Annotated in this window: 23 protein-coding genes; 10 read left to right on the forward strand and 13 right to left on the reverse strand. The window is 39.0% G+C overall.

All coding sequences use genetic code 11. The features are described from left to right. Positions 1 to 326 precede the first annotated feature (326 nt). The 6 genes from rfbA to KIV10_RS07165 form a co-directional block, all read right to left on the reverse strand. A complete protein-coding gene (gene rfbA, locus KIV10_RS07140; RefSeq protein ID WP_214112830.1) occupies positions 327 to 1,202 on the reverse strand; it encodes a glucose-1-phosphate thymidylyltransferase RfbA in 876 nt (291 codons plus the stop codon). 117 nt (positions 1,203 to 1,319) lie between these two features. Beyond that, complete coding sequence (rfbD, locus tag KIV10_RS07145; RefSeq protein WP_214112831.1) at positions 1,320 to 2,183, reverse strand: dTDP-4-dehydrorhamnose reductase; 864 nt, start codon at positions 2,181 to 2,183, stop codon at positions 1,320 to 1,322. Between the two features lie 4 nt (positions 2,184 to 2,187). Continuing rightward, positions 2,188 to 2,733 (reverse strand): dTDP-4-dehydrorhamnose 3,5-epimerase, encoded by a 546-nt coding sequence (rfbC, locus tag KIV10_RS07150; RefSeq protein ID WP_214112832.1) that lies wholly within the window; start codon positions 2,731 to 2,733, stop codon positions 2,188 to 2,190. 4 nt (positions 2,734 to 2,737) lie between these two features. After that, complete coding sequence (gene rfbB, locus KIV10_RS07155) at positions 2,738 to 3,793, reverse strand: dTDP-glucose 4,6-dehydratase (RefSeq protein ID WP_214112833.1); 1,056 nt, start codon at positions 3,791 to 3,793, stop codon at positions 2,738 to 2,740. A 147-nt stretch (positions 3,794 to 3,940) separates the two neighbouring features. Next, positions 3,941 to 4,936 carry an SDR family oxidoreductase gene (locus KIV10_RS07160; RefSeq protein WP_214112834.1) on the reverse strand — a complete coding sequence of 332 codons (996 nt, stop codon included), beginning with the start codon at positions 4,934 to 4,936 and terminating at the stop codon, positions 3,941 to 3,943. 82 nt (positions 4,937 to 5,018) lie between these two features. Next, on the reverse strand, positions 5,019 to 6,344 hold the full coding sequence (locus KIV10_RS07165) for a nucleotide sugar dehydrogenase (RefSeq protein WP_214112835.1): 1,326 nt from the start codon (positions 6,342 to 6,344) through the stop codon (positions 5,019 to 5,021). A 226-nt stretch (positions 6,345 to 6,570) separates the two neighbouring features. On the opposite strand from KIV10_RS07165, the gene KIV10_RS07170 reads away from it, so the two are divergent. Together KIV10_RS07170 and KIV10_RS07175 are read left to right on the forward strand one after the other, a co-directional pair. Then, the gene (locus KIV10_RS07170) at positions 6,571 to 7,269 is read left to right on the forward strand and encodes a ZIP family metal transporter (RefSeq protein ID WP_214112836.1); all 699 of its coding nucleotides are present in this window, start codon (positions 6,571 to 6,573) and stop codon (positions 7,267 to 7,269) included. A 122-nt stretch (positions 7,270 to 7,391) separates the two neighbouring features. Further along, on the forward strand, positions 7,392 to 7,625 hold the full coding sequence (locus KIV10_RS07175; RefSeq protein ID WP_214112837.1) for a YtxH domain-containing protein: 234 nt from the start codon (positions 7,392 to 7,394) through the stop codon (positions 7,623 to 7,625). Between the two features lie 145 nt (positions 7,626 to 7,770). Here KIV10_RS07175 and tamL read toward each other — a convergent pair whose 3' ends face one another. From tamL to msrA, 3 genes are all read right to left on the reverse strand, one after another. Beyond that, positions 7,771 to 10,005, reverse strand: a complete 2,235-nt coding sequence (gene tamL / locus KIV10_RS07180; protein WP_214112838.1) for a translocation and assembly module lipoprotein TamL — start codon at positions 10,003 to 10,005, stop codon at positions 7,771 to 7,773. An 89-nt stretch (positions 10,006 to 10,094) separates the two neighbouring features. Beyond that, the gene (locus KIV10_RS07185) at positions 10,095 to 15,203 is read right to left on the reverse strand and encodes a translocation/assembly module TamB domain-containing protein (RefSeq protein WP_214112839.1); all 5,109 of its coding nucleotides are present in this window, start codon (positions 15,201 to 15,203) and stop codon (positions 10,095 to 10,097) included. A gap of 247 nt (positions 15,204 to 15,450) precedes the next feature. Further along, positions 15,451 to 15,990 carry a peptide-methionine (S)-S-oxide reductase MsrA gene (gene msrA / locus KIV10_RS07190; protein ID WP_214112840.1) on the reverse strand — a complete coding sequence of 180 codons (540 nt, stop codon included), beginning with the start codon at positions 15,988 to 15,990 and terminating at the stop codon, positions 15,451 to 15,453. 221 nt (positions 15,991 to 16,211) lie between these two features. On the opposite strand from msrA, the gene KIV10_RS07195 reads away from it, so the two are divergent. From KIV10_RS07195 to KIV10_RS07205, 3 genes are all read left to right on the forward strand, one after another. Then, positions 16,212 to 16,736 (forward strand): YceI family protein, encoded by a 525-nt coding sequence (locus KIV10_RS07195; protein WP_214112841.1) that lies wholly within the window; start codon positions 16,212 to 16,214, stop codon positions 16,734 to 16,736. Between the two features lie 169 nt (positions 16,737 to 16,905). Continuing rightward, positions 16,906 to 17,784: a pirin family protein gene (locus KIV10_RS07200; protein WP_214112842.1), complete on the forward strand. Its 879-nt coding sequence runs from the start codon at positions 16,906 to 16,908 to the stop codon at positions 17,782 to 17,784. A gap of 83 nt (positions 17,785 to 17,867) precedes the next feature. Beyond that, entirely contained in the window at positions 17,868 to 18,737 is an 870-nt protein-coding gene (locus KIV10_RS07205) for a pirin family protein (RefSeq protein WP_214112843.1), read from the forward strand. Here the strand turns inward: KIV10_RS07205 and KIV10_RS07210 are convergent. Continuing rightward, a complete protein-coding gene (locus tag KIV10_RS07210; RefSeq protein WP_214112844.1) occupies positions 18,734 to 19,348 on the reverse strand; it encodes a Crp/Fnr family transcriptional regulator in 615 nt (204 codons plus the stop codon). The two genes, KIV10_RS07205 and KIV10_RS07210, sit on opposite strands and share 4 nt — an antisense overlap. A gap of 184 nt (positions 19,349 to 19,532) precedes the next feature. On the opposite strand from KIV10_RS07210, the gene KIV10_RS07215 reads away from it, so the two are divergent. From KIV10_RS07215 to KIV10_RS07230, 4 genes are all read left to right on the forward strand, one after another. Then, positions 19,533 to 20,156 (forward strand): hypothetical protein, encoded by a 624-nt coding sequence (locus KIV10_RS07215; protein ID WP_214112845.1) that lies wholly within the window; start codon positions 19,533 to 19,535, stop codon positions 20,154 to 20,156. A 3-nt stretch (positions 20,157 to 20,159) separates the two neighbouring features. Further along, positions 20,160 to 20,792 (forward strand): hypothetical protein, encoded by a 633-nt coding sequence (locus tag KIV10_RS07220; protein WP_214112846.1) that lies wholly within the window; start codon positions 20,160 to 20,162, stop codon positions 20,790 to 20,792. A 15-nt stretch (positions 20,793 to 20,807) separates the two neighbouring features. Then, entirely contained in the window at positions 20,808 to 21,458 is a 651-nt protein-coding gene (locus tag KIV10_RS07225; protein WP_214112847.1) for a hypothetical protein, read from the forward strand. A 476-nt stretch (positions 21,459 to 21,934) separates the two neighbouring features. Next, entirely contained in the window at positions 21,935 to 23,233 is a 1,299-nt protein-coding gene (locus tag KIV10_RS07230; protein WP_214112848.1) for an Ig-like domain-containing protein, read from the forward strand. Between the two features lie 61 nt (positions 23,234 to 23,294). Here KIV10_RS07230 and KIV10_RS07235 read toward each other — a convergent pair whose 3' ends face one another. The 3 genes from KIV10_RS07235 to KIV10_RS07245 all read right to left on the reverse strand — a co-directional run bounded on the left by KIV10_RS07235 (position 23,295) and on the right by KIV10_RS07245 (position 26,146). Next, a complete protein-coding gene (locus KIV10_RS07235) occupies positions 23,295 to 24,566 on the reverse strand; it encodes an MFS transporter (RefSeq protein ID WP_214112849.1) in 1,272 nt (423 codons plus the stop codon). Between the two features lie 64 nt (positions 24,567 to 24,630). After that, a complete protein-coding gene (locus KIV10_RS07240; RefSeq protein WP_214112850.1) occupies positions 24,631 to 25,245 on the reverse strand; it encodes a YqaA family protein in 615 nt (204 codons plus the stop codon). Positions 25,246 to 25,870: 625 nt separating this feature from the next. Continuing rightward, on the reverse strand, positions 25,871 to 26,146 hold the full coding sequence (locus KIV10_RS07245; RefSeq protein WP_214112851.1) for a DUF1456 family protein: 276 nt from the start codon (positions 26,144 to 26,146) through the stop codon (positions 25,871 to 25,873). Between the two features lie 127 nt (positions 26,147 to 26,273). On the opposite strand from KIV10_RS07245, the gene KIV10_RS07250 reads away from it, so the two are divergent. Continuing rightward, positions 26,274 to 26,585, forward strand: coding sequence for a hypothetical protein (locus tag KIV10_RS07250; RefSeq protein ID WP_214112852.1), 312 nt, complete (start codon positions 26,274 to 26,276; stop codon positions 26,583 to 26,585). Positions 26,586 to 26,595 lie beyond the last annotated feature (10 nt).

The raw sequence follows: 26,595 nt of genomic DNA on the forward strand, positions 1-26,595 counted from the left end.
CAAGATGTGATTTTTTAAATGTATAATTAGTGAGGAGTAATTAGTAATGAATAATGAATAATGAATAATGAATAATGAATAATGAATAATTAGTAATGAATAATTAGTAATTAGAAAGAACAAGATTTTAGGTTCAAGGTTTCAGATTTAAGGTTTAAAATGTAAATGCTGGGGAGTGTTCATTAAAATGTGTCTTCGGTGGGAGTGGAATTTAGATTCTTTCTGATCCCAACCCACAACGCACAACCCACAACCCACAACCCACAACCCACAACTCCTAACTCCTAACTCCTAACTCCTAACTCCTAACTCCTAACTAAAAAAAATCATTCATTGATAAACCGCGCCAAGTATTGCCCGTATTCCCCTTTTTTGAATTCTTCCGCTTTTTGCTTAAGTTGATTCTTGGTCATCCAACCTTTGTGGTAGGCAATTTCCTCAATGCAACCAATTTTAAGGCCCGTACGTTTTTCAACGGCCTTTACAAATTCGGTAGCCTCGGTCAGGGCTTCGTGGGTTCCCGTGTCCAGCCAAGCAAAACCGCGGCTCAATAGCTGCATCTTCAGCGATTCCTGCTCTAAATAGGTCTGATTCACCGTGGTGATTTCCAATTCCCCCCTGTGGGAAGGTTTCACGTTTTTCGCAATCTCCACAACGGAATTCGGATAGAAATAAAGCCCCACTACGGCAAAATTGGATTTCGGCTTTGCAGGTTTTTCCTCAATGCTCACCACATTCATTTCCGCATCAAATTCAGCAACCCCATATCTTTCGGGATCTGTTACATAATTTCCAAAAACCACTGCCTTATTTTCGTTTTCAACAGTTTTTACAGCATCCTGCAAAATCCTATTAAGTCCCGCACCGTAAAAAATGTTGTCGCCAAGCACCAGGCATACGGGGTCATTGCCTATAAATTCCTCCCCGAGAATAAAAGCCTGCGCCAATCCGTCTGGGCTAGGTTGTTCCTTATAGCTTAAATGTATTCCGTATTCGCTTCCATCACCCAGCAATTTTTCAAAATTGGGCAAATCGTGTGGCGTTGAGATAATCAATATATCCTTAATGCCCGCAAGCAATAAAACCGAAAGCGGATAATAAATCATAGGTTTATCATAAATGGGCAACAATTGCTTGCTTACCGCAAGTGTAAGAGGGTGCAACCGAGTTCCCGAACCGCCAGCTAAAATTATTCCTTTCATTTTTATATTATTTTTAATTACTCATTTAAAATTTCAAAAATATACACTTCTCTAACCACCGATTACTGAATACAGAACACTGACCACTCACAACTCCTAACTCCTAACTCCTAACTCCTAACTCCTAACTCCTAACTCAAATAAGCATTTCCTTAAACTATCCTTCCAAAAGGGAATTTGCACCCCATAGGTCTTTTCTATTTTTGAAGTATCCAATAATGAATAATTTGGCCTTTTGGCTGCTGTGGGAAATTGGGACGAAGGTACCGGCACTACTTCACATTCCAGTTGTGCAAGCTCTTTGATGGCGATTGCAAAATCAAACCAAGAGATTTTCCCCTTGTTCGAGTAGTGAAAAATTCCTGTCTCCCATTTCCCCGAACTTACAATCTTCAGGATAGCTTCCGCCAAATCTAACGCATACGTGGGCGCACCTATTTGATCGTTCACCACAGTTAATCGGTCGCGTTCCTTTAGTAAACGAAGCATGGTTTTTACAAAATTATTTCCATATTCTGAATAAACCCACGCCGTCCTAATGATTATAGCGTCATTCATAGCCTCCAATATGGCTTCCTCACCTCTTAATTTTGTTTCCCCGTACCAATTCACTGGCGCTGTTTTCGCCGCTTCATCAAGCGGGATTTGGCTGTTCCCATCAAAAACATAATCGGTTGAAATGTGGATGAGCTTCGTATTGTTCAGCTTGCACCATTTGGCAATTACACCTACTGCAATGTGATTCACTTGATCGGCCAATTCCCTTTCCGTCTCAGCTTTATCCACAGCCGTATATGCCCCTGCATTAATGATACATGAAGGTTTTGTCTTTTCCAAAAAAGACACGATTGCATCCTTGTTTTCCAAAGGCATTTCGTCCCTTCCAGCAAATACAAAATTGAATTGCGCGAAGTTCGTGGATATCTTTCGAATTTCTGAACCGAGTTGGCCGTGGGCTCCCGTTACCAAGATGGTTGACATAGCACTATTTTTTTTCAGATTCAAAAAAAGGCAATTGCATATCCTTTTCTGAAATAATTCTTTTTGAAGGAGCTATCTGCCAATCGATGCCAAAGGCCGGATCGTCAAAGCGATAGCCGTATTCCGCCTGCCTGTCGTAAAAATTATCACATTTATAGAAAAAGATGGCGTCCCCACTCAATACCGAAAAACCATGCAGGCAGCCACGCGGCACAAAAAGTTGTTTCTTATTTTCTGCGCTTAACGATATTGAATAATGTTGAAGATAGGTTTGTGAATCTGGCCTAAAATCCACCACAACATCCAAAACTTCACCTTTCAATACACGAACCAACTTGGCCTGCGCCATTGTTCCTTTTTGCGCGTGAAGTCCCCTAATTACTCCATAATTGGATTGTGATTCGTTATCCTGAACGAAACGAATTTGAAGACCCGTTGCTTTTTTGAAAGTATTTTCATTGAAGGTTTCCATAAAATAACCGCGGCTATCCTGAAAAACAGTTGGGGCAATCACAAAACAATCCTTTATATTGGTTTTTTCAACTTCCATTTTTTTATAAGTATTGTTCTTTATAGTATTTCTGATAATCGCCACTGGTGACTTTCTGCATCCAGGCTTTATTTTGCAAGTACCAATCTATGGTTTTTGAAAGGCCTTCCTCAAAGGTAACACTTGGTTTCCAGCCAAGTTCCTTATTTATTTTTGATGCGTCTATGGCATACCGCAAATCGTGTCCCGGACGATCTTTTACAAAGGTGATTAGCTTTTCACTTTCCCCAACGGTTCTACCAAGTTTCGCATCCATTTGCTGGCAAAGTAATTTAACAAGATCAATATTTTTCCATTCGTTAAAACCGCCAATGTTGTAGGTCTCGTGATTTTTTCCGGTATGGAAAACCAGATCGATTGCTTTTGCGTGATCTATCACGTAGAGCCAATCTCTTGTATAGTTGCCATCACCATAAACCGGTAGCGGTTTCTTTTCTATAATATTGTTGATAAACAATGGAATCAATTTCTCCGGAAAATGGTTGGGCCCGTAATTATTTGAGCAATTGGTTATCACATATGGCAGTCCGTATGTTTCACCATATGCACGCACAAAATGGTCGCTACTTGCCTTTGAAGCCGAATAGGGCGAATTGGGATCATACGAAGTGGTCTCGGTAAAAAGTCCGCTCTCTCCCAGAGTGCCATATACCTCATCGGTACTTATATGGTAAAATCGTTTTCCGGTCCAGTCATTCTGCCACGTTTTTTTGAATGCCTGAAGCAAAATCATAGTTCCCAAAATATTGGTCTTGGCAAACGCCAACGGATCGGTAATAGAGCGGTCCACGTGACTTTCCGCCGCCAGATGGATAACATCGGTAAAGCGGTTTTCTTCAAATAGATTATTTATGAATGCATCATCCGTAATATCCCCCTTTATAAAAATATAATTGGGAGAATTCTCAATATCGGTAAGATTTTCAAAATTACCGGCGTACGTAAGCGCATCAAGATTGTAGATTTTATAATCTGGGTATTTTGTAACAAATTCACGAACCACGTGCGATCCAATAAATCCTGCGCCTCCAGTTATTAAAATCCTTTTTTCCGTTTCCATAGTATCTTTAAATATTTATATAATGTAATTTCAAGTGTTTTTTATTGAACCAAAGTGAAAATAAAAAATGTATCGAAAACCCCATTTACACAATTCAACAAAAAAAGTATCGTCAAGAATCATTGCTAATTGCTAATTGTCAATTGCCTAAAGATTTTCCCAATACCAGCGCACCGCCTCCTCAATACCTTTATCAATGGTATGGCTCGGTTTGTAACCCAACAAACGCTCCGCTTTTTCCACAGAAGCCAATGAATGCGGAATATCTCCTTTTCTATTGGGACCGTGGGTAATGGGCACATCGGCAATAGCGGGATTAAAACTACTTAAATGTTTTTTCAACAGTTGCGTCAATTGCAATAAGGTGGTCCTATCACCTACCGCCGTATTGTAAATTTGGTTTAAAGCTTCATTGTTTTTTGTGGTTATGGCGAGCAGATTCATTTGCACCACATTGTCAATATACGTGAAATCACGCGAGAATGTTCCATCGCCATTGATTGTTGGGCTTTCGTGCGCCATAAATTTCTTTACGAATAAAGGAATAACCGCGGCATAGGCTCCCTCCGGATCTTGCCTTCTCCCGAATACATTAAAATACCGCAACCCCACACTGTCTAGATCGTACGTAGATTTGAAGATGGTTGCATATAATTCATTTACATATTTAGTAATTGCATATGGCGAAAGTGGATTGCCTATTTTATCCTCAATCTTCGGAAGTGCCTCGCTATCGCCATACGTTGAGCTACTAGCGGCATATACGAAGCGTTTTACACCGGCATCGCGCGCTGCTACCAGCATATTCAAAAAGCCGCCCACGTTTACATCATTTGAAGTAATTGGATCATTTATTGACCTGGGTACAGAGCCCAAAGCCGCCTGATGCAGCACAAAATCCTGATGCTCGCAAGCAGCTTGGCAGGTTTCAAGATTGCGGATATCTCCTTCCACCATCTTAAAATTTTCGTTCGAAAGAAATGGCGTAATGTTGTGCCTGTGTCCTGTGGCAAAATTATCCAAGCAGGTTACCTTCGCATTCAAATCCAACAAAGCCTCACAAAGATTGGAACCAATAAATCCTGCGCCTCCGGTTACCAAAACTTTTTTATTTTCTAAACTCCTAAACTGTTCTAAATTCATTCTTTTCGTTGCTTCCTAAGATGTTTCAAAATTGTTTGAAGACTTAAATACCAATTCTCAAATCAATATTTCAGAATATACGTTATAGCTTGGCGTTGCTTTCCGCTAAAACACCCTTCACATCATAAACTATGGAATTCTCCTTTTTCCAAGGATTTAAATCCATTTCCAAAAACTGATTATGCGAAACGCCCAAAACAATGGCATCAAAAGTTTTGTTTATTTCCGAAGCATTTTTCACCGTCTCCGTATTGTATTCGTGCATTACCTCTTGCGGATTGGCCCACGGATCAAAAATAGTCACATTAATACCGTAATCCCTTAATGCAGCAACAACGTCAACAATCTTGGTATTGCGAACATCGGGACAATTTTCCTTAAAGGTGATGCCCAGCATTAAAATTTCAGCAGCATTTATAGCTATTCCCTTTTTTATCATACACTTCACCACCTGTGATGCCACGTATTCGCCCATGGAATCGTTCAACCTTCTTCCGGCCAAAATAATTTCTGGGTGGTAACCGCGTTCCTGTGCCTTTTGAGCTAAATAATAAGGGTCTACACCTATGCAATGTCCACCCACCAAACCTGGTTTAAAGGGTAGAAAATTCCATTTGGTGCCAGCGGCTTTAAGTACTTCGTGGGTATCAATTTCCAAAAGGTTGAAAATCTTTGCCAATTCATTTACGAAGGCAATATTGATATCGCGCTGCGAATTTTCTATAACCTTGGCGGCCTCCGCAACCTTGATGGTGGGTGCCAAATATGTTCCCGCCGTTATTACCGAAGCGTAGATGCTATTGATCTTTTCGGCGCTTTCCGGCGTAGATCCGGCAGTGATCTTCAATATTTTATCAACGGTGTGTTCCTTATCGCCGGGATTAATGCGCTCTGGGGAGTAACCCACGTAAAAGTCTGTATTAAACTGAAGTCCGCTCTCCTTTTCAAGAACTGGCACGCACTCATCTTCCGTGACACCGGGATATACGGTAGATTCGTAAACAACGGTGTCTCCCTTCTTCAGCACCTTGCCCACCGTCCCGCTTGCGGCATATAATGGGTAGAGGACTGGGCGATTGTTTTTATCTACCGGGGTTGGGACCGTAACTATATAATAATTACAATCCTGAATATCCATCAAATCTGTAGTGCAGAATAGACCGTTATTACTCTCTTCTGAATTCAAGGAGTTTATGGGATTGTTTTTCAATAAAACTTCCTTCAAAATATCATCCGCAACTTCCAGCGTATCGTCATGGCCTTTTTGCAGGTTGGCCACGCGTTCCTTATTAATATCGAAACCGATTACGGGATATTTGGTAGCAAAAAGCCGCGCAAGCGGAAGCCCTACGTAGCCAAGGCCGATAACGGCTATTCTAATATCAGACTTTTCAATTGGGTTGTTCATAGGTTTTTATTGAAAATTTGGAAATGTAAAATCATTTTTCGAAACTCGAAAAACAGAATACTATTTTGCAAATATAGTATTCCCAAATTACAACGAACTCAAATAAATTTTATATAATTATTGAAAAACAAAATATTATAGATGTTTTTTTATTTTACCATTTCTTTTAAATAGTTATAAATATTATTATAAACACTTTAATTATTTTAGTCTATCAATATATTAAATGACTTTCATTGTAATCATCGTTGTTTCCGCAGCTCTTATTGTGGGTGCCGTTTGGGGTATTTATGGAAAATTGTCTGGATCTACTGAAGGATTTTTGGTGGCGCTTGCTGGAGGTGCTTTAATGGTTTCGGCAATTCTTGAACTTATTGAGCCAGCCAGCCATCAAGCGCCGTTGATGTACGCGCTAGCGAGTGTATTAATGGGTGCCTTTGTATTTTGCATATTGGATTATTATGTTAAACGAAAATTTGGAAGTGGTAATGGCGGCGGCCTTTTGGCGGCAATTACCTTAGATGGTATTCCTGAAAATCTCGCTTTGGGCGTTGCGCTTATTGGTGCCGATCCTTTGACTGTGGCGGCACTATCTGGTTCTATATTTTTGTCCAATCTTCCAGAAGCTGCTGGGGGAGCCAAGGAAATGGCAAATAATGGCCGAAATAAAAGGAAAATACTTTTTCTGTGGGTAGCTACAGCCGTTTTACTGTCAATCTCCGCAATTGCTGGCAACCTATTGTTAGCTGACGTTTCGAAGGAATTTTTGGCTTATATACGCTGTTTTGCAGCGGGAGCTGTTATAGCATCATTGGCTATAGAGGTTTTTCCGCAGGCTTTTAAGGAAGATAGTTATTATACTGGGGTTGCTGCTGCGTTGGGAGTAATATTGGCCATTTTTCTAACCGATATGGGTGGACAATAAGTGCTTGTTTTTATTAAAGTTTTAAGGGATGGTATTAAATAAATACTAAAGTGCATTCGAAAATATAGGTAGCAATGCAATTTGTAATATCTTCACACTAAATATCTAAAAAACAAAAAACTATGAACAATAAAGGAAAAGGATTATTGGCACTTTTAGGAATTGGAGCAGGTGCATTTGCATTCTGGAAATATAAAAATATGACTCCAGCTGAAAAGCAAAATCTTAAAAACAAAGTGAATAATACGGGCCAAAGAATCAAGGAGACTGCACAGGATGTCGAGGCCAGTATTTCAGATAAATACGACAAGTTGAAAAATTCAACTAAACAAGAAATCAACGATATTACAAGATAGATTATTTTTGTTTAAACATTTTTAAAATCCCTGTTGCCCCGCAATGGGGATTTTTCTATTTGGGCTTTATTGAAATTTTGCTCATTCTCAATTTTATGCAGGTTCTGATTTATTCAACTTAAATTGAAGAGAATTTTTATGCCTTTTAAAAAGGATAGCCTATGGCGAAGTTAAATATGGGTTCATCGTACCTAAAATCGAAGCGTTGTCCCACTTCCTGTGAAGGATCGTGAAAGGGTGCGGCAAGATCAAACCTTATTACAAATCCCTGAACATCAACCCGAAGCCCGAAGCCTGCTCCCATTCCCAATTCATTCAGAAAATTAGAAGTGAATTTACCTCCCGGCAATGCTTCGTTTTCTTTGCTGTTCCAAATATTTCCGGCATCCGCAAATACAGCGCCCTTCAAATATGAAAAAATGGGAAACCTATATTCCACATTCGCTTCAAGACGGATATTTCCGGTCTGATCAAAAAAGCTACTTTGGTTGGTGCCATCATCTGTATAGGTTCCCGGGCCGAGCGACCGTATTCTAAAGGCTCGAACGCTATATGGACCACCGGCAAAATATTGCTTCACATACGGCAAAACATCAGAATTTCCGTACGCGAGCCCATATCCCGCAAAAAGTCGCGTTGCGATGGTTTGTTCTTTCGCAAAATTGAAGTGATAGCGCACATCTACATCACCCTTTGCATACTGCGCGTATTCCAAACCTAAAAATTCATTAGTTCCCTCTTCGTTTTCCTTTCCGAATAAACTGATTGAATTTCCGGCAACATCCAGCGTTGCGTTCAAATAAAATTGATGTGTTTTTCCCGCGTCAACCATCCCGTTGTAGGTAAAGGAATAATTGAGACCCGAAATAAACTGCTGCTCAAAACTTCGTCGTAAAAATTCGTTGTCATCAAGAATTTGCTCAAATTCTGGTGTAGTATTTGAAAGTTTTGTGTAATTGATTGAAATTGGAATAATTTCGTGAGTAACATATCGATTTGCCTGCCACAAATATCCAAATTGTCCTGTGCCGGAAATAAGGGAGTACAGTTTTGTTCTGTTTAAATAGTCCACACCAACACTGGTTTTGGTTTTCGGAATCGCATATTCAAAAAAGTCGCTATTTATTTTTATTGGAAAAATCACTCTTGGGAAAATGAGTTCGTTCTTCAACCCCAACTCCAGACTGCTTCTCCCCCCAGAATCGCCGCCGCCGGCTTGCACCTCATAACTTACTCTTCCCGTGATATTTAATATTTCACCTCCTTTAAAAAGATTGCGGTTGGTATAGGTAAGTGCCAATCCCGGACCAGCAAAATTGTTTGATTTTGTAACTCCTTGCAGTTCAGCGCGGATGGCTCTTTTGTTTAAAGGCGAAAGAAAAATATTCGCTTCCAGCGCTCCCAAACTATCCGTTAGCAACGTATCTATTTCCTTGTATTGAATATTTACAAATTTATATGCGCCAATGGTTGAAAGTCTGCGTGCCGTATTTTTTGAATTTTGAGGACTATAAAGCTGGCCTTCCTCTAATGTGATGTATGGATCCAAATATTTTGATTTGAAAAAATCCTCACCATTTATATAATTTTTTTCATTGAAACGAATCACTTCATTTGAAAGTGAATCGGTGCCCACATTGTAATTTGGGTAAACGTTTATTTTTGAAATTCTGTAAGGAACAACAGATTTTGCTGGTGTCTCATTCTTTAGCCTCAAAAATAAATCGAAACGTTTTTTGTCATATTGATTGGTATCTGCTTCAAAAATTAAAAAACCATTGTTGAAATTATAATATCCTTTTTGCTTCAGTTCGCTATCAATCCGCTCGCGTTCCAGCTTCAAGTTTGAAAGGTCAAAACGCATTCCCGGTTTCAGCTTCGTATTTGCTACACTTTCTTTTATTTCAGAATAAAAAGGTTCCGAGAGGCTGTCCAATTGATAGGAGGCAATCCGGTACGGACTTGGCACGGTAACAGTATATTTTGCTGAAGCGTATTTTTCTTCCTCAATCATTTCTGAAGTTGCCGTACTGTAAAAGAACCCCCTATTTTCCAATCTATTGATAAGAATTTCCTCAACCTCAAAAGGTTGCACGCTGCTTTCGTAGACTGGCTCCTCTCCTATTCTTTTGTAAAAAAACCGATTTAAAAAACCCGGTTTTTCCTGCTGCATCTTGTAATAATAATGAAGTCCAGGGCGCATCCCCAAAAATTTGCTGTTGGGCTTGGGCCGCAATGCTTCTTGCAAAACTGCTTTCAATTGCGGTTCATTTTCAATGATGGAATCACTCTTTATTTCAATTTCAGCACCCGTGTAAAGTTTTTCATCTTCGGGGATATATTTTTCCACAGCGCAGGAATACAAGGTTAATGCAGCCATTGCTAAAACAATGGTTGTTAATCTTACGTTCTTCAATCGATAATTTGGTTTCAAAAAAATCAAAGTTTTTTATCAGATTTTAAATAATGCTAATTTTCATCTTCCTTGGTTGCTTCGGTTCCCGTTCTTTTTTCCAGTTCCTGTTGCTCTTCTTCTTCTTTTTGCGCTTTCTTTTTTTCCTCAGCTTCCTTTCTATCGGCTTTTTCCTGTTGGGTTTCGCCTTTTAAAATTGCCTCCCAAAGCTCATCAAACTTGTTGAATTCCTGAGTGAAAATAAGTGCAATACCACTGGCAATGGTCTGCCCGTCAATTACATTCTCAAATTGATTTCTTCTGAAACCACGTAATCTATAGCGGCCATTTTCTGTCAATAAATACTCTAAACTTACATTGCCAATCAATGGTGCAGGTTCATTTGTCTGGCTGCTTCCTTGTATATCCACTTCGCTTCCCACCCGCACAATCAATCTATCATTAAAAAGTTTCTTTTGGGCAGCAATATCCAATTGGGTGCGCTCCTGTGGCGTGTCGCCCTGATAATCAGTATAACTGGCCAAGCCAAAATCCAGTTCAACTCCACTATTTCCCAATAATTTATTTGAAAAGGTATTCAATTGATCTGAAACTGCATCATTAATGTTATCGCGGGCCACGGTTGCAAATCCGCCATTGCTGCCATCGCTTCCGGGATCGGGATAAAATCTATTGAGCACCAAAAGTGAAAATACCTGCCTATTAAGTTCATCTTCCTGCTGGTTCAATTGCTGAACCCTTCCGTAAACCTGTCCGCCAACAGCACCCTGCTCATCCTCCGGCATATCAAGATTGAATGAAATTACGGGTTGCGTAAGCTCTCCATCTACATTCAAATACACATAAAAAGGTAAAACCTGTCTATATCTCGATTTAAATGAAGGATCTGCTGAAGAGCTCGTGGGAGCCATTAATGCCGAAGCGGAAGTTTCCAATTTATAGATCGCGCTTACATCCAATTTCGCATCAAAGGGATCTCCGGACCAGCTTACACGGCCACCGGGAGCAAGTTCGAATCTTCTGTTTACGAGATTGTAGAGGTTCATTTCGTAATGGCCGCCAGCAATTTCGTAAACTCCGGCGAGCGTCATTTGTCCATTTGGATTCATTTTGAAATCTAAATCCCCATCACCAAATACCTTAAAATTATCTCCGGTTTCCTCATCCAGCACAATGGTAATTTTTGCGGCCTTTCCTATTTTCAGCAGCGCACTTACATCAAAACCGCCCAGCGTGCCTGTTTCCTGTTGTGTTCGTGTAAGAATGGCATCTGGATTTTCACGGTTCACAAAAAGAACCACGCCATCGCGTTCCTCAATGGCCACGGAAGATGCTGGCATTACGTATGTAACATTGGTATCGTCATTCACATCCAAATTCATGTCCAAAACCGGAATTTGGAGATCGCCCGTTAGTGTTGCGTCCACATCAAAAGCTGCCTTGCCGTACAGAAAATCGTTGTCATCCTCCGTGGCGTTCAGTACTTGGAAATTTGTAGCGTTCAGCTCAAGATCGAACGTTGGATTTACAAAACTTTCTGTACCTACTTTACCGCTAATTACAAATTTATTGTTGTTTTCATCCCGAATCGTAAAATTATCCATTGACAGACCACTGTTGTCAATCTGCAATTCCTCATTGGCCAGGGTAAAGGGAGCATTCAATTTTTTAATTTTGAAAGCAGCATCATCAAAATAGAGACTTCCTTCATATTCTGGTTCGGTTGGGCTTCCAGTTACGTTGAAATTTCCAGAAAAACTGCCATCGGTATCGGTAATTTCACCCAATGAAAAACCTTCCAAAGCTTTCATTTTAAATTCATTGATATCTAAATCAAGATTCAGCTTTGCCTCCGTTTCGGTAGCCACATAATCGCCCGTTAAATCGAGATCCACTTCACCTTCCTTTAAGGCCAGATTAAAATCATAATTATTTCCACCCAGAGATTTGGCATCAATGCTCAATCTCCCCAAGTTTACATCTAAAATTTTCAATTTTTCAATATAAAGATCTGCCAAAAGCCCAGTATTTCCAAAGGGTTCCTCAAATACTAAATTTCCATTTAGATTTCCGGTAGCCAGTTTTTCATCCGGGTTCAGATAATTTAGAATTTCGCTTAAGCGAAAATTTTTAAAATCGATGGCAACGTGGGTTTTGGACACATTGGGAAGTTTATCTGTAACCTCCACCGTTTGGCTATTTCTTCTGAAAATAAAATCATTGAATTCCAGATTATTTTCAGTAATGATAATTTCGTTTTCCGCGGGTGTTTCCCAAGTTTTTTTATTCAGAATTAAATCTGCGGGAACTACATGAAAACGCAACTGCGTGCTATCTCCCGTGATTTTTGTTTGAATATTTATAAGCGTGCTATCTTTATGCGAAGCATTAAAACCAAGCGAAAGTTCATTGTTTTGCTGGTTTCCGGTAATTTTTGTTTTTTGAATATCAATAGGACCTGCTTTGATGTTGTTAAACCCAAGATCAAAAACGAATTTTTCTCTATCTGTGTCCATCGAAAATGCGAGGCTGTCGATTTCATTTCCGCCATAATTTATATGCGGCGCATTGATATCGGCCTTCAGTTTTCTCGCCCTTTCATCAAAATCTACAGCGAGCGTAATGGTATCCAGCTCTTTAACGTTTACCAAAAACACTTCATTTAAAACAGGATCCTCGGCAACTCTTCCTTTTATGTTCAATTTTACTGGGTTGGTTATGCTGTCGGGAAGTTTTATTTCCCGAGAAAAATAGCTTGCAATGTGCCTTTGAACGGCTGTGCCGAAAGTCGCCGGATCTGTGTTACTTTCCAGCTGAAGCTGTAAAATCTTATTGTCAAACCAAATGGAGGTTGTGTCCTTTTCTACGTGCGCAGTTGCCAATACGTTACCAAGCAAATAGGTTTTATTATCATACACCACAACGCCGTCCCCGATGGTTGAAATGACATCAAAATTTTCTGCGTTTCCTTTAAATTCGGCATCAAGTTTTAGGGCTGCGCGAACGTCGCGCGTCATAACGCCTAGAGATTGCAGATTTACACCAATTAAATTGAGGCTTATATTCACTTCGGGCGCCACCGAATCCAGCACCACCCCTGCATTTAAATCCAGATTGAGATTTTGGTCTTTATATTTTGAAACAACATTTCCCTTGCCATCCTTAATATTTCCGTTTATCGCGAGATCTTTAATTTCGTAATTATTGAATTGAAAGCTGGAAATTGTGGCATCGAGCGTGGCATCGAGCGTATTGATATCACTACCCTTTCCGCTCGTTTTTATGTTAAGGCTTAAAGCTCCCAATTGTTCGTTATTCAGCAGCTCATTGAGCTTGTATTCTTTAATTTCAAGGTCTGCGTCAAAAGCAATGTCAGCATCGTTTTTGAAATGCCCATCTATAATTGCAATTCCTTGGGAAGTGTTCAATTCTGCTTTCGCGAAAACATCATTTACATTGCCTTTGGCATTTCCTTTAAGCGAAACATTTTCTGGAAGACTTACGCCAAAATCCTGTTCGTTGACAAACTGGAGCAAATCCCTGCGCTTGGTCTGTGCGGTGAATCGAGGAATATTGAATTGAAGATTATCAGGATCTGTTGCATTCTGAATAAGTCCGCTTGCAGAAATACGGGTGGTATTTCCCCAGCGGATATTTACATTGGGTATTTGAATGGATGAAAGATATCCAGAAGCTTTTGCATTACCAGTGAGATATCGCTTGCTAAGGGTTACCAAATATTCATTTTTTCTAAGCTCTGGTTGAAATTTGAAAATTTCCTTCAAATCAACCTGAAATCTTGGGAAATCCAGGGCGATTTTTGATTGGTCCGGTGCTTCAATCATTTTGGCGAGCGATGGGTAATCCATCTTAAATTCGCCATTTAAAAGATTATTATTTAAAGAAACAGCTATATCATTTACATCCAAAAATCTATCGGTAATTTCCAGATTCAGTGCCATCTCCTTTAAATTAAATCCAGAAAATTCCTCAAAAGTGAGTGACTCCAAATTCAAACCTGCATTTTTTTCTTTCAGAAATATTTTATTCGCCTGCAAATTGAAATCCTTTAAAACAATTGCATTGGGGTTGAAAATATTTTCTTTTGCTTCGGCATTTTCAACTAAATAGCTGATGTTGTTTTGCTCCAAATCAATATTGGCGATAGCAATTTTAAAATCGGGCCACTCAAATGCCTGAATTTCCTCTTTGGTTTGCTCCGTGGTTTCTTTTGCCTTTTCAGTAATCGCGTTGGTTGTGGATTCGGTTGTAAGGGTGATTATTGAATTTTTCAATTGAACATCGCCTATTTCTATATCGTTATTGACCAAATCTGCTTTTGGCAATTCCAGATAAAAATCGATTATTTCTAGATTTGCAGCAATGCCGTCCCCCATAGATTGATAATCCGCAAAAACGTTTTTCAGTGAAAGCTCATCGAGTTGTAAAAATGGCAGGGGAACTGGCTCAGCATTTGGGTCTGGCGGCACGGGGGATTGATGGTATTTAATTCTTGAATTTGAAATGGACGCATTCAATGCTCTGAAATCCATTGTTTCCAGATCCGTTTTTTTCATTTCAAGACTTAACTTTCCGACTTCAAATTGGCTGTCAATCCCCAAAACTTCATCGTTGTAAACTATATTGAAATCTTTAAAATTGAAGCTACCCAATACAATTTCCATCGCGTTTGAAGTAGTATCACTAGCAACGCTCGTAGTATCCGTAGCAACAAATGCATCCATTAAAAATTGGAAATTATACCCTTCAACGGAATCTTTTCTAACGATATTTGCACGGAGCCCTTCCCAATCTATGTAATTGATTGCAATGGCGTTTCCTTTTATAATGGGCAAAAATGGAATATCGGCTTCCAGCGATTTTGAATAGATAAGCGTATCGCCTTTCTTATCTTCCAAATACAGACCTTTCAGCATAATATTTCCGCCGAAGGTGACAAAGAGTTTTTCAATTTCAACTTTGGTATTTGTCTTTTCTGAAACGTAATTGGTGGCGTAATCAACTATAATCCCTTGGCCCCAAGGACTTCGTATAAATAATATGAGAAGAATTATCAGAATTATAAGAGCAGCAAAAACCTTCGCGATGATTCTTAAAAACCGATTTTTTTTTGATTTTGTTTTTTTCTTTTCCTTCTTTTCCAACTGGCTGATTTCGTAGGTTTCAAAAGTATGAAATTTAGGTTATAACAAATGATACAAATCCTTTACATATTGGCATTTCGGCATAAACTTATGTTAAAAATAATTAAGTATAAAGCAAAAAAAAACCTTCGATAAACGAAGGTTCAAAAAGCATAAATTAATTGGGGAGATAATTATTCTTGCTTTTTAAGATTTTATAAAAGTGAATTCCATTTACAAAAGAATTTTTTTTAAAAACGTAAAGGTGTTATTTTAATTTTTCACTGTGCATCTTCCGCAATTTAGCCAATTTTGGATTAATAACCGCACTACAGTAACCCTGACTTTTATTATTTGCATAATAATTTTGGTGGTAATCTTCGGCGGGATGAAATTTTTCGGCAGGACTTAATTCTGTAACAATTGGATTATCAAAATATTGAGCCATTTTGTTAAAAATTTTTTCTGCGATTTCTCTTTGGATTTGATTGTGATAATAAATTACGGAGCGATATTGCGTACCGCGATCTGCACCCTGTTGATTCAAAGTTGTGGGATCGTGCGTGGTCATAAATATTACCAATAAATCTTCATACGTAATTATTGATGAATCAAATGTTACCTGCACAACTTCTGCGTGTCCCGTAAGCCCTGAGCACACTTCGCGGTAGGTTGGTACTCCGGGCACCTTTCCCCCGGTATAGCCAGAAATCACCTTTTCCACACCATCAACTTCATTGAAAACTGCTTCCGTGCACCAAAAACAGCCGCCACCCACAGTCATTATCTCTTTATTCTTATTTTCCATTTTGCTCATTTGGTTCCAAATATAGCCCTTGCATATTTGTGATTTTTAAAATTAGTGTTAAAGATGGTTTGCTAATCAAATAACTTCATTTTTCAGAATTTAGCCGTTAAAGATTACGAAAAATTAAAAAAATAAATTTCTTATCATACATCAATGCCTTTCAAATTTTTGTAATATAGTTTTGCTTTGTAAATATTTAATAATTAAAACCTTATAATAAAATGGAAAACAACGCAAAAACAACTTGGAATATAGACACCGCTCATTCAGAAATCAATTTTAAGGTGAAACACATGATGATTTCCACCGTTTCCGGTCACTTTGAAAATTTTGAAGGGAAAGCCGAAACGGATAATCCAGATTTCAAAAATGCTGATTTTTCATTCTCTGCAAAGGTTGATTCCGTAAATACGAATAATAAGGACCGTGACAACCACTTGAAGAGTGATGAATTTTTCGGAAGTGACAAACATCCGAAGCTTACTTTCAAATCAAAATCCTTTGACGGAAACAAAGTAACCGGCGATCTTACCATAAAAGATGTGACCAAGGAAATCACACTTGATGCAGAATATAACGGCACAGCGGTAGATCCCTACGGACAGACCAAAGCTGGTTTTGAGTTTGAGGGCAATATAAACCGAAAGGATTTTGGGCTAACCTGGAATGCCGTCACAGAAGCAGGAAGCGTGGTTGTGAGCGACAAAGTGAAACTCATTGCATCACTGCAATTCATAAAACAATAATTTTTACAAATTAACTGTTCCCTATTTTTTGATCGAGAACCTGTTTGATAAGAACAGGGTTCTCGATTTTGTTTTAAAGTAAATAATCCACACAAAACTTCTTACCATACATCAATGGATAACAGTGGTTTCCGATGTAATTTTATAAAATAATTTAAAATTCAGAATTATGAAAACAAGAAATATAGAACGCATTCTTACTCCGCCAAGACCTCACATGGTTGGGGATGGTTTTAGGGTTCATCAATATATTCCTTCAGCAATTAATGAAGGTTTTGAGCGAATGAATCCATTTATTATGATGGACTACAACAGTAAATTCTACTTCCCTCCTACGGAACAGCCTCGCGGAGTAGGTGTACATCCGCATCGCGGATTTGAAACCGTAACTATAGCTTACAAAGGCAGTGTGGCCCATCACGACAGTGCCGGAAACAGCGGCGTAATTGCTGAAGGTGATGTTCAGTGGATGACAGCGGCCTCAGGTATTCTCCACAAAGAATATCATGAGGAAAATTTCAGCAGGGCTGGTGGCTATTTTCAAATGGTGCAGCTGTGGATTAACCTTCCGGCCAAAGATAAAATGAGTGCTCCCAAGTACCAGGGAATTACAAACGCAGAGATGAAAAAAGTAGCATTGCCAAATAATTCGGGTACAGTTGAAGTGATTGCAGGTACGTACAATGGGGAAAAGGGCCCGGCGCACACTTTTACTCCGGTGCATATGCTCAATGCGAAATTGAACAAGGGCGGAAAGGCAAATTTCAGTTTTCCAGAACACTACAATACCGTGGTTTTGGTTGTTGAAGGAACCATAAAAGTGAACAATACTGAACAAATAAATACCGATGGTTTGGGATTATTTAAAAATGACGGGGAAGAATTTACAATTGAAGCAACCGAAGCCGCGGTAGTACTGGTACTTAGTGGCGAACCCATAGATGAACCCATTGCTGCCCAGGGTCCATTTGTTATGAATACGCGCAGCGAACTCGTACAGGCAATAAGTGATTTCAATATGGGAAAATTCGGCTATCTGGAAGAATAAATTAATGTAATTTAGAGGATGCTTCTGTGCGGTCAAGCGCAGTGTAGACTTTTATGGACATTCTCTAAAATTCACAAAAAAATATGTCAAATTTAAGTACAATAATCCCAGAACGCGCTGCCAACATTGGTAATTTTATGGTCGGCCGGCTTCTGCCATTTCGTGAAAAGCGAATGGTAGGCCCTTTCGCATTTATTGATCATATGGGCCCGGTTTCCATGGGTGAAAATGAAAATCTGGATGTGCCGCCGCATCCCCATATTGGACTTTCCACGCTAACCTATTTATTTGAGGGAAGCATTATGCACCGCGACAGTCTGGGTTTTGAAATTGAAATAACCCCAGGTGCGGTCAATTGGATGACCGCGGGAAAAGGTGTGGTTCATTCTGAAAGAACTCCAGAAAATCTTAGGGGCACTCGCAAAACATTGCACGGACTCCAAATATGGGTGGCGCTGCCAAAACATTTGGAATTTATGGAGCCGTCTTTCCATCATACTGAAAAAAAGGACATTCCCCAATTTGAAATAGACGGTGTCTCCATAAAAGTTATTGCGGGTGAAGTCTTCGGAAAAAAATCGCCCGTGCCCGTACACAGTGACTTATATTTTTTGGAATTGAAAAGCGGCAAGAGAAAAAAGGTAAAACTAGGTGATTATCTTTTTGGCGAAAGCGGGCTATATATTTTGGAAGGAACGGTTATTAGTGAGGGAAATACATATAAACCTAAGCAAATACTGGTTTCAAAGGATAGCACTTTATGTGAATTTGAAATGGCGGAAAACACGACCGTATATATATTTGGGGGCGAAGCATTCGCTGGAGAACGCCACATTCACTGGAATTTTGTTGCTTCAGAAAAAGAAACTATTGAAAAGGCACGAGCTGATTGGAAAGCGCAACGATTCCCAAAAGTTCCGGGAGAGACGGAATTTGTTCCCCTTCCCGATTAAAAGGTTTTAAAATTATTGTGGGCAAGTTCTTTCCTTACGCGGCTAAGGCTTTCCGGGGTTATGCCCAGATAGGAGGCTATCATCCATTGGGGCACCCGCAACAATAAATCTGGGTACATCTTGATGAAACTTAAATAACGTTTCTGTGCCGTTGCACCCAATAAAAGATTAATGCGTTTTTGCATCTGCCGTATGTGGTTGTGCAAAAGTTTATCGTTATATCGTCCAAATGCTGGGCTCACCTCCGCTGCACGGCACATAAAATGCTCACCTATCCATACGGTTTCGGTGTCTTCTATGGCTTCAATATAACTTTCGGAAGGATCATTGAAATATACGCTGCTCCTATCCACAATAAACCAATTTTCTGGCGCAAATTGTATAACGTGTTCCTTTCCGCTATCATCAAGCATATACGATCGCAAAAGACCCTTTTCAACGAAAAAGGAATGTTTGCATACATCGCCCCTGCGCAATAATATAGAACCCTTATCGTATTTTTCTCGATGCAACCCAGCTGAGATTTCTTTCGCCTCCACTTCAGGTAAACCCACCGTATTTATCAAATAGGAATTAAAATCTGAAGAAAAATCGCTACTATTCTTTATCATTTTGGAAGTTTGATGTCTAAAATTAAAACTTTTAATTTATATGATTAAATCAATATTAGAAATATAAAAATGTCCATTTCTTCGATTATCGGTATAATTATTACGTTAAATAAACATTATATTCCACTATTTTCTAAATAGTTATTAAAATTTTATTTATTTTTGAAGTCCCAAATCGATTATAATGACCTACTTAAAGCAATTAGTGTGTTTAGGCACCTGCTGTATTTGCTTGATGCCAAATGTTTTTTCCCAAGTGGGAATAAACACCACAAGCCCCCGCACGGCACTTGAAGTGGCCGGAAGCACAAAAATCTCTGATTCCATTGTGATCACAAAAATCAAATCCTTGAAGGACTCTGATAATTCTACTTTTCTTATTCAGGATGAAAATGATTTTATTAAAACTCTCGATGTAAGCAACCCCACGGGGGCCGCACTGGGCTATATTCAGGAATATGTAATTGTAAACCCACAACTGGATTGGGTTTTGGATTTTGATACCCGCATAAGCGCTACTGATTATGTTTTAAACACGGTTTCTGCCCATTACAACCGTGAACTTATAATGAACACCGCCAATGGTATTAATTCCAGTATTCCATACGCTTCAGCATTCATAAAAAATGGAACCTGGCATATTATTGCGGATTATCCTTCGGCAAACAATAGAACACCTTCAGAAATTGGTACTTGGACCATAACTACCTTGATATATTCCCGGGATCTTTCAAAACAGTTCGGGACCGTAAACATTCCCATGGCAAATGCGACTACCGGCAGTGCCACTTCACCTATAATCAATTGATATATGGCTAGAAAAATTACTCCACTTATATTTCTTCTTTTTTGTGCTTTTGGTTTTTCCCAAGTGGGTATTGGTACAGAAACCCCGCGTGCCGCACTGGACGTCCACGGGTCTATGCTCGTACAGCAAGGTTTTAATCTGGGAACACTCCCTACCGTTAAAAACACCGATGAAGATTTCAAACTGCTTACAAGGCTTACCAACTCAAGCCCGGTGGGCGAAATAACCGTGCTGGATGTAGATTCACTAACGGTTGCGCCCATTAACGTGATCAATTACCGCTTCAATAATGTGAGCTTGGACAATCTAACCAACGTCAATCTTCAATATGATGCGAACAAATATGTAGTTGCCGTGTCCAACTTTCAATATTTGGGAGATGCCATCCCAAAAACGGCGAGCGGCACCACTACTTCCATCGGTGCATTTTTGGTACGGGCATTCGTGGAAAACGGCACTTGGCATCTGGAGATAAAGAATCGATTTCTCGATTTGCAGGCAAGCGCCCCCAACGGCATTCGGTATAGGGCCACCCTCATTATTTATGACAAATCATATTTCCGCAACCTTCCTGTAATCACCACCAATCTTGGTGGGTCAAACACGGGAATGGCAAGCGCTGTTCCCACTTTGTAAAATTTTCTGTTTCATATGAAGAATTTTATATACATCGCCGCCATACTATTTCTACACACTACCGCTGTAGTAGCGCAGGTAGGTATCAACAATCCAAACCCTCAGGAAACACTGGACGTGAACGGAAGCGCTATCGTGAGCGACCGACTTTATCTTGAAAATCCAGGAAACTCCACCCAAATCAGGGGTTCAAAATTATTGATACAAAAAACGGATGACCAGATTGTCCAGTATGATATTGAGCAAAGCAAATATGGACCCATAAATTACGTGGAATTTGTTTTCAGAAATACGAATACGGCCGGTCTTACGGATTATGATACCAAAATATCCGCTACAGATTATCTGGTAACCATTCAAGGATTCTATTTTTTGCGCGCCGGCTCTACAGACACCAATATTACCATTCGCAGTACGCTGGATAATAATAAAGTTGAAGGATTTCAAGTATATGCCTACATAAGCACCGCAACTAACACTTGGCACATTAAAGGTTTCGTGAACAATAGTAGATTCCAAAATAGTTCTGGCGCAGATACTTCAATAGATCTTTATATGAATTTAATCATATTCAGAAATGGTTTTATTTCGAAGCCACTCCCAAACATTACAGTAAATATGACCAACGCCGAAACAAAGACCGCTCCCCTCCCCGCAGGTTTTTAACTGAAAATCACCATATTTCAGAACATTATTTTTGAAAGATTGAAATAGCAGGGTTAACCCTGAAATGAAAACTCATGGTTTTTATCAATCTATCCCCATATTTGAATAAATCGCCTTCCAAATTCAAACAAATCTCTTAACAACAGACATAGCTCTCCTAACAGCACGGACAAAACTCCTAACAAACAAACTAAACCTCCTAACAATACGAACAAACATCCTAACAAACTAATTAAATCTCTTAAATACTTACCTAATTTATTTTAAACAACAATTTTTCATTCCTTAAAAGATGGACGACCGATTGTAATATTTTAATCAATATATTTTTCTAGAATCATAGGTTTTTGATCAAAAGTAGGTTTGTAGTATTACTAGCTACCAAATAAGATTATTGAACCATTACACTGTTCAAACCTGCTGTTCCATAATATTTTCTTACATTACCAATATTAATTATTTAAAATATGTGACATATGAAAACAAATTACAAGAAGAGATTTATTTCGAAAATGGCAAAAGTTGGTATTCTCTGCCTTATTATGTTTAGCACAAGCCCGATACTTCACGCACAAGGATGTGTAGATCCAACCATCACCTCAACTGGTGGTCCCGGAACAATCTGCGAGGGTGATACGGCAACTCTTACGGCAACTCATGACGGAGAGGTTATTAATTGGTATGACGCCCAAACCGGAGGTACTTTGTTAGGTTCTGGTTCTCCATTTGAGACGGATGCGCTCTCATCGACCACTTCATTCTGGGCAGAATCTGTAAATAACGCCATGGGCACACCTCAAACAGGAGCAGCTAGAGTTGCCCCGGCTGGAAATTCAAGTTCCTCGGTAGTTGCAGCAACAAGTCCGTGGGGATTGGCTTTCAATGCAGATGAAGATTTTACGATCAATTCAGTTGTTGTTTACTTGGCATCTGCCAATCCTGGTGATATTACCGTACAATTGAAAGATAATACACTGGCGATATTAGATGAAATAACAATTTCATGTCCAGCAGGTAATTCTGCCAATCCTGTTCCATTTACGTTAGATTTAGACTTTTTTGTACCGACAGGCACCGATTATAATTTAGTAGCAAGCATAAGTCCCACGTTAGTACGTGAATTTTCAAGCGGGCATCCTGGATTTCCTTATCCCATAGGTACATTGGGCTCTGTTTTTGGAGGAACAATTAATGACAATGATACCAACGCTACACTATATTATTTCTTTTACAATTGGACAGTAACTCCGGGCGAGACCTGCACGTCAGATAGAGCCGAAGTTCTAGTAACAGTGACACCATCTCCAGCTGCTCCCGTAGCTGAAAGTCCACAAACTTTTGAGACTGGTGAAACGCTTGCAGACCTTGAGGTTACTGGTGAAAACCTTATCTTTTATTCCGATGAGGATGGAAATAACGAAATCCCAATTACTACGGTTCTTGAGGATGGCACAACCTATTATGTAAGCCAAACAGTAGATGGTTGCGAGGGTGATTTATTACCCATTTTGGTACAGCTAAACTTAGGAGTTCAAGATGAATCTTTCGGTAGCTTGACATATTTTCCAAATCCAGTGACAACTTCTCTAAAAATTTCAAATTCTGAAGTAATAGAATCTGTAATTGTTAGAAATATTTTAGGTCAAACAATATTAACAAAGGATAACGGTTCTTTGGAATTTGAAGTCGATATGTCTGCGCTTCAAGCTGGAAACTATATGGTATCAATATTTACCAAGTTCAATTCCAAAACCATAAATGTGGTAAAGAAATAATTTAAAATGTTCTATATTGATAAAAACCCTTTCAAGAATTATTTTGAAAGGGTTTTTAAATTTAATCTATCTTGTTCTCATGCTCCTCAAGATCTTTCCTAAGATCAAGTTTTCGAAGTTTTGGCAAGAAAACGCCCGTGGCAAAAACAGTAATCAACGTCATACCACCCCCGAAAACTACAGCGGTAACCGTTCCCATCAATTTGGCTGTAAGGCCGCTTTCAAATGCACCCAGTTCATTGGAAGATCCCACAAACATTGAGTTTACGGAAGCCACCCTTCCACGCATGTGGTCTGGCGTTCGCAATTGCAGTATCGTTTGTCTTATTATTACCGATACGCCATCTGTGATTCCGCTGAGGAAAAGCGCAAAAACTGAAAGCCAAAAAGATGTGGAAAGGCCAAATACGATAATACAAATTCCAAAGCCGAAAATAGCCGCGAGAAGTTTCATCCCCGCATTTTTATTTAATGGAAAATAAGCCGAGGTAAACATAATAATTAAAGCTCCCACAGCCGGCGCGGCGCGTAAAATTCCAAAGCCTTCCGGTCCTACTTTCAAAATATCCTGTGCATAGATGGGCAATAACGCTACGGCCCCGCCAAAGAGTACCGCAATCATATCAAGTGTTATGGCACCCAGAATAACTCTGGTGGTAAGAACAAACCTAACGCCTTCTCTCAAACTTTTGAAAATAGGTTCGCCAATGTTTGGATTGAGTATCGGTTTTTTCGGAATTTGAAAAAGAAATAACAACGCTATAAGCGAAAGTGCAAAAATGAGGCACATAGACCAGTGCACGCCTATCCAGTGAATTGCAAATCCGCCAATGGCCGGACCCACGACTGCACCCATTTGCCAAACCGAACTGCTCCAAGTAGCGGCATTCGGATAAATTTTCTTAGGAATAAGCAATGAAAAAAGTGAGAAGATAGTGGGACCCAGAAAAGACCGCACGATACCTCCAATAAATACCAGAAAATATATGGAATATAAAATAGTATTTGTGGAAAAATCTGCAACAACTCTTGGCCAAGTAAGCAGGAAAAGTCCAAAACTTACAATTGAAAATCCACCGATGCACTTCACTAGCAGACTTCTCTTTTCTTTTTGATCAACAATATGTCCGGCAAAAAGTGCCATGGAAACTGCGGGAATAACCTCCATTAAACCAATAATTCCTAAAGAAAGTGGATTTTTTGTAATACTGTACACCTCCCACTCTATTACTACAAATTGCATACTCCAAGCAAAAACCATTGCAAAGCGTACCACTAAAAAAATGTTGAATTCCCGAAATCTCAACGCAGCATAGGGATCATTTTTATTCATTGGTATTTCAGGATTTGGAGGACGGCAATTTTAAATCCACCAAGGATTTATAGGTCCAAAGGTATTACACCAAGCTGAATATGGCAACCGCATACAAATAAAAACGAACAAAGCGCAACAAGCCAAAAAGCAAGTATTTTCTGAAACTGTAATTAATGGTCCCCGCTGCCATGCTCGTCATAGAATATGGAATGGGCAACAGCGCGCCCACTACAATAAGAAACCCACCCCATTTCTGGATATGTTTCAAATGTTTTTTCATTTTTCCTTCCATATAAGCGTACACCTTCGGAATTGTAAAAATCCATTTTCCGATGAAGTAAGAAATAATTCCACCTAAATAGGAAATGGCCGCGAGTAAGGAGAGATATAGAATTGGTTGTGGCATTTTATCGCTCCAGGCAATAAAAATTTCCGGCGGCACTAAACCCAACAAGGATTCTGAAGCAAGAAAAACCAGAAGGATATTTATGGGAGCGTAATTTTGGGTGATGTACGTAAACAAATCACTAAAGTCAACAACAAATTGATCCAACAAAACCAAAGCTACAACTGCAAATATGATTGGAACAATGGCTTTTTTGAGACTTTGACCCACAAAATTGTAGAATCCAGTATACTTGTAATAAAGGTGTGCTCTCTTGATTTTATTCTTTTCTGTTCTTTTCACGGTGTTCATAATGTGTCCTCCAGTTCAATTTTTTGCAAAGATAATTCTCTTTCATATTATTAACAATAAGGAACAACAACAATGCCGAAGATGGGTTAATGGGTTATATCCCAATTATTTTAAAATTCAAATAAAGTTAAGGTTTTGTTAATTCATTACTTTGTATTGCATAGTACTGTAACAATATTTCAAACGTGTCGTCTATTTAGTATAACCTTTAAAACTATAATTATGAGAACCTTTGAGAGTATCCATTCCGCAGAAAAAATGAAATCTTCAAAAGCATATACTTGGAATTTAAAAAGAAGATTTCGATAACCTTTAATTTATAAGAATCATGAGAACCTTAGATTCCAATGACACCCTTCACAGACCCAATACTTCAAAAGCATATACTTGGAATGCTAAAAGAAGATTCAGATAACCAATCAATTCTAAAATTATATTTATGAAAACCTTACGAAATATTCAAAATCGCATACGTGGCGCTTCCCAAAAACAGCATACGCTATATTTTCTTAGTGAGAGGCAATACAATCTTGAAGAACCATCTATTCGAAAAACATGCAGATACATTTGAAAATCTTAAATGCGAAAAATTAAAAACTGAATCTCACAAACGGATTCAGTTTTTTTATTGCTTCTCCCCTTCCCCAGATTTTTTCTTTCGAGGCGCAGGTTTTTCCGGCATTGGGCCGCGCAAGTGTATTACAAGACCGTTCAAAAAATTTCTTAAAAATTGATCCCCGCATTCCATATATTTTTCGTGGCTTTCGTGTCTGAAAATTGCCCCAAGCTCACTTTTGGTTACACGGAAATCCACGAGCTCACATATTTTTACGATTTCATCATCCCGTAGTTTGAGTGCCACACGCAATTTTTTCATGATATCATTATTGGAAAGTGCCATAAATTAAGTTTAATTGCGAAGATACCAATTTACCTTCCTTTTCTTAAACGCTTGTTATATTTTCTTTATCCTGTGTTAATTCGCGTTTTTATATATTTTTCATTCAATATCTTTAAAATAAAAAATTATGAAAAATTCAAAGGAAAATAATAAGCCGAAAACTTCTTCGCAATCAAATGATGAAAAACTGCCCTATAACCCAGAAGTTACCAAACACGACAGGGATATCCTTGAACAAAGTAATATTCATGGCGATGGCGGGGATGATCAACAATTACGCGACAGAATGGAAAATGTGGATTTCGAAGGAAAAGATTTAGATGTACCTGGACGCAACCAAGCAAAGAAGAAAAATGGAAAGTTTACGGATGAAGAAAATAAACTTTTTAGCCAAGGTGGCGAGGACAATGAAAATTTAGAACAAGATACACCTCTATAATGTAGGGGTG

Origin of the sequence: Aequorivita echinoideorum (assembly GCF_018476645.1) — a bacterium.
GTDB classification, from domain to species: Bacteria; Bacteroidota; Bacteroidia; order Flavobacteriales; family Flavobacteriaceae; genus Aequorivita; species Aequorivita echinoideorum.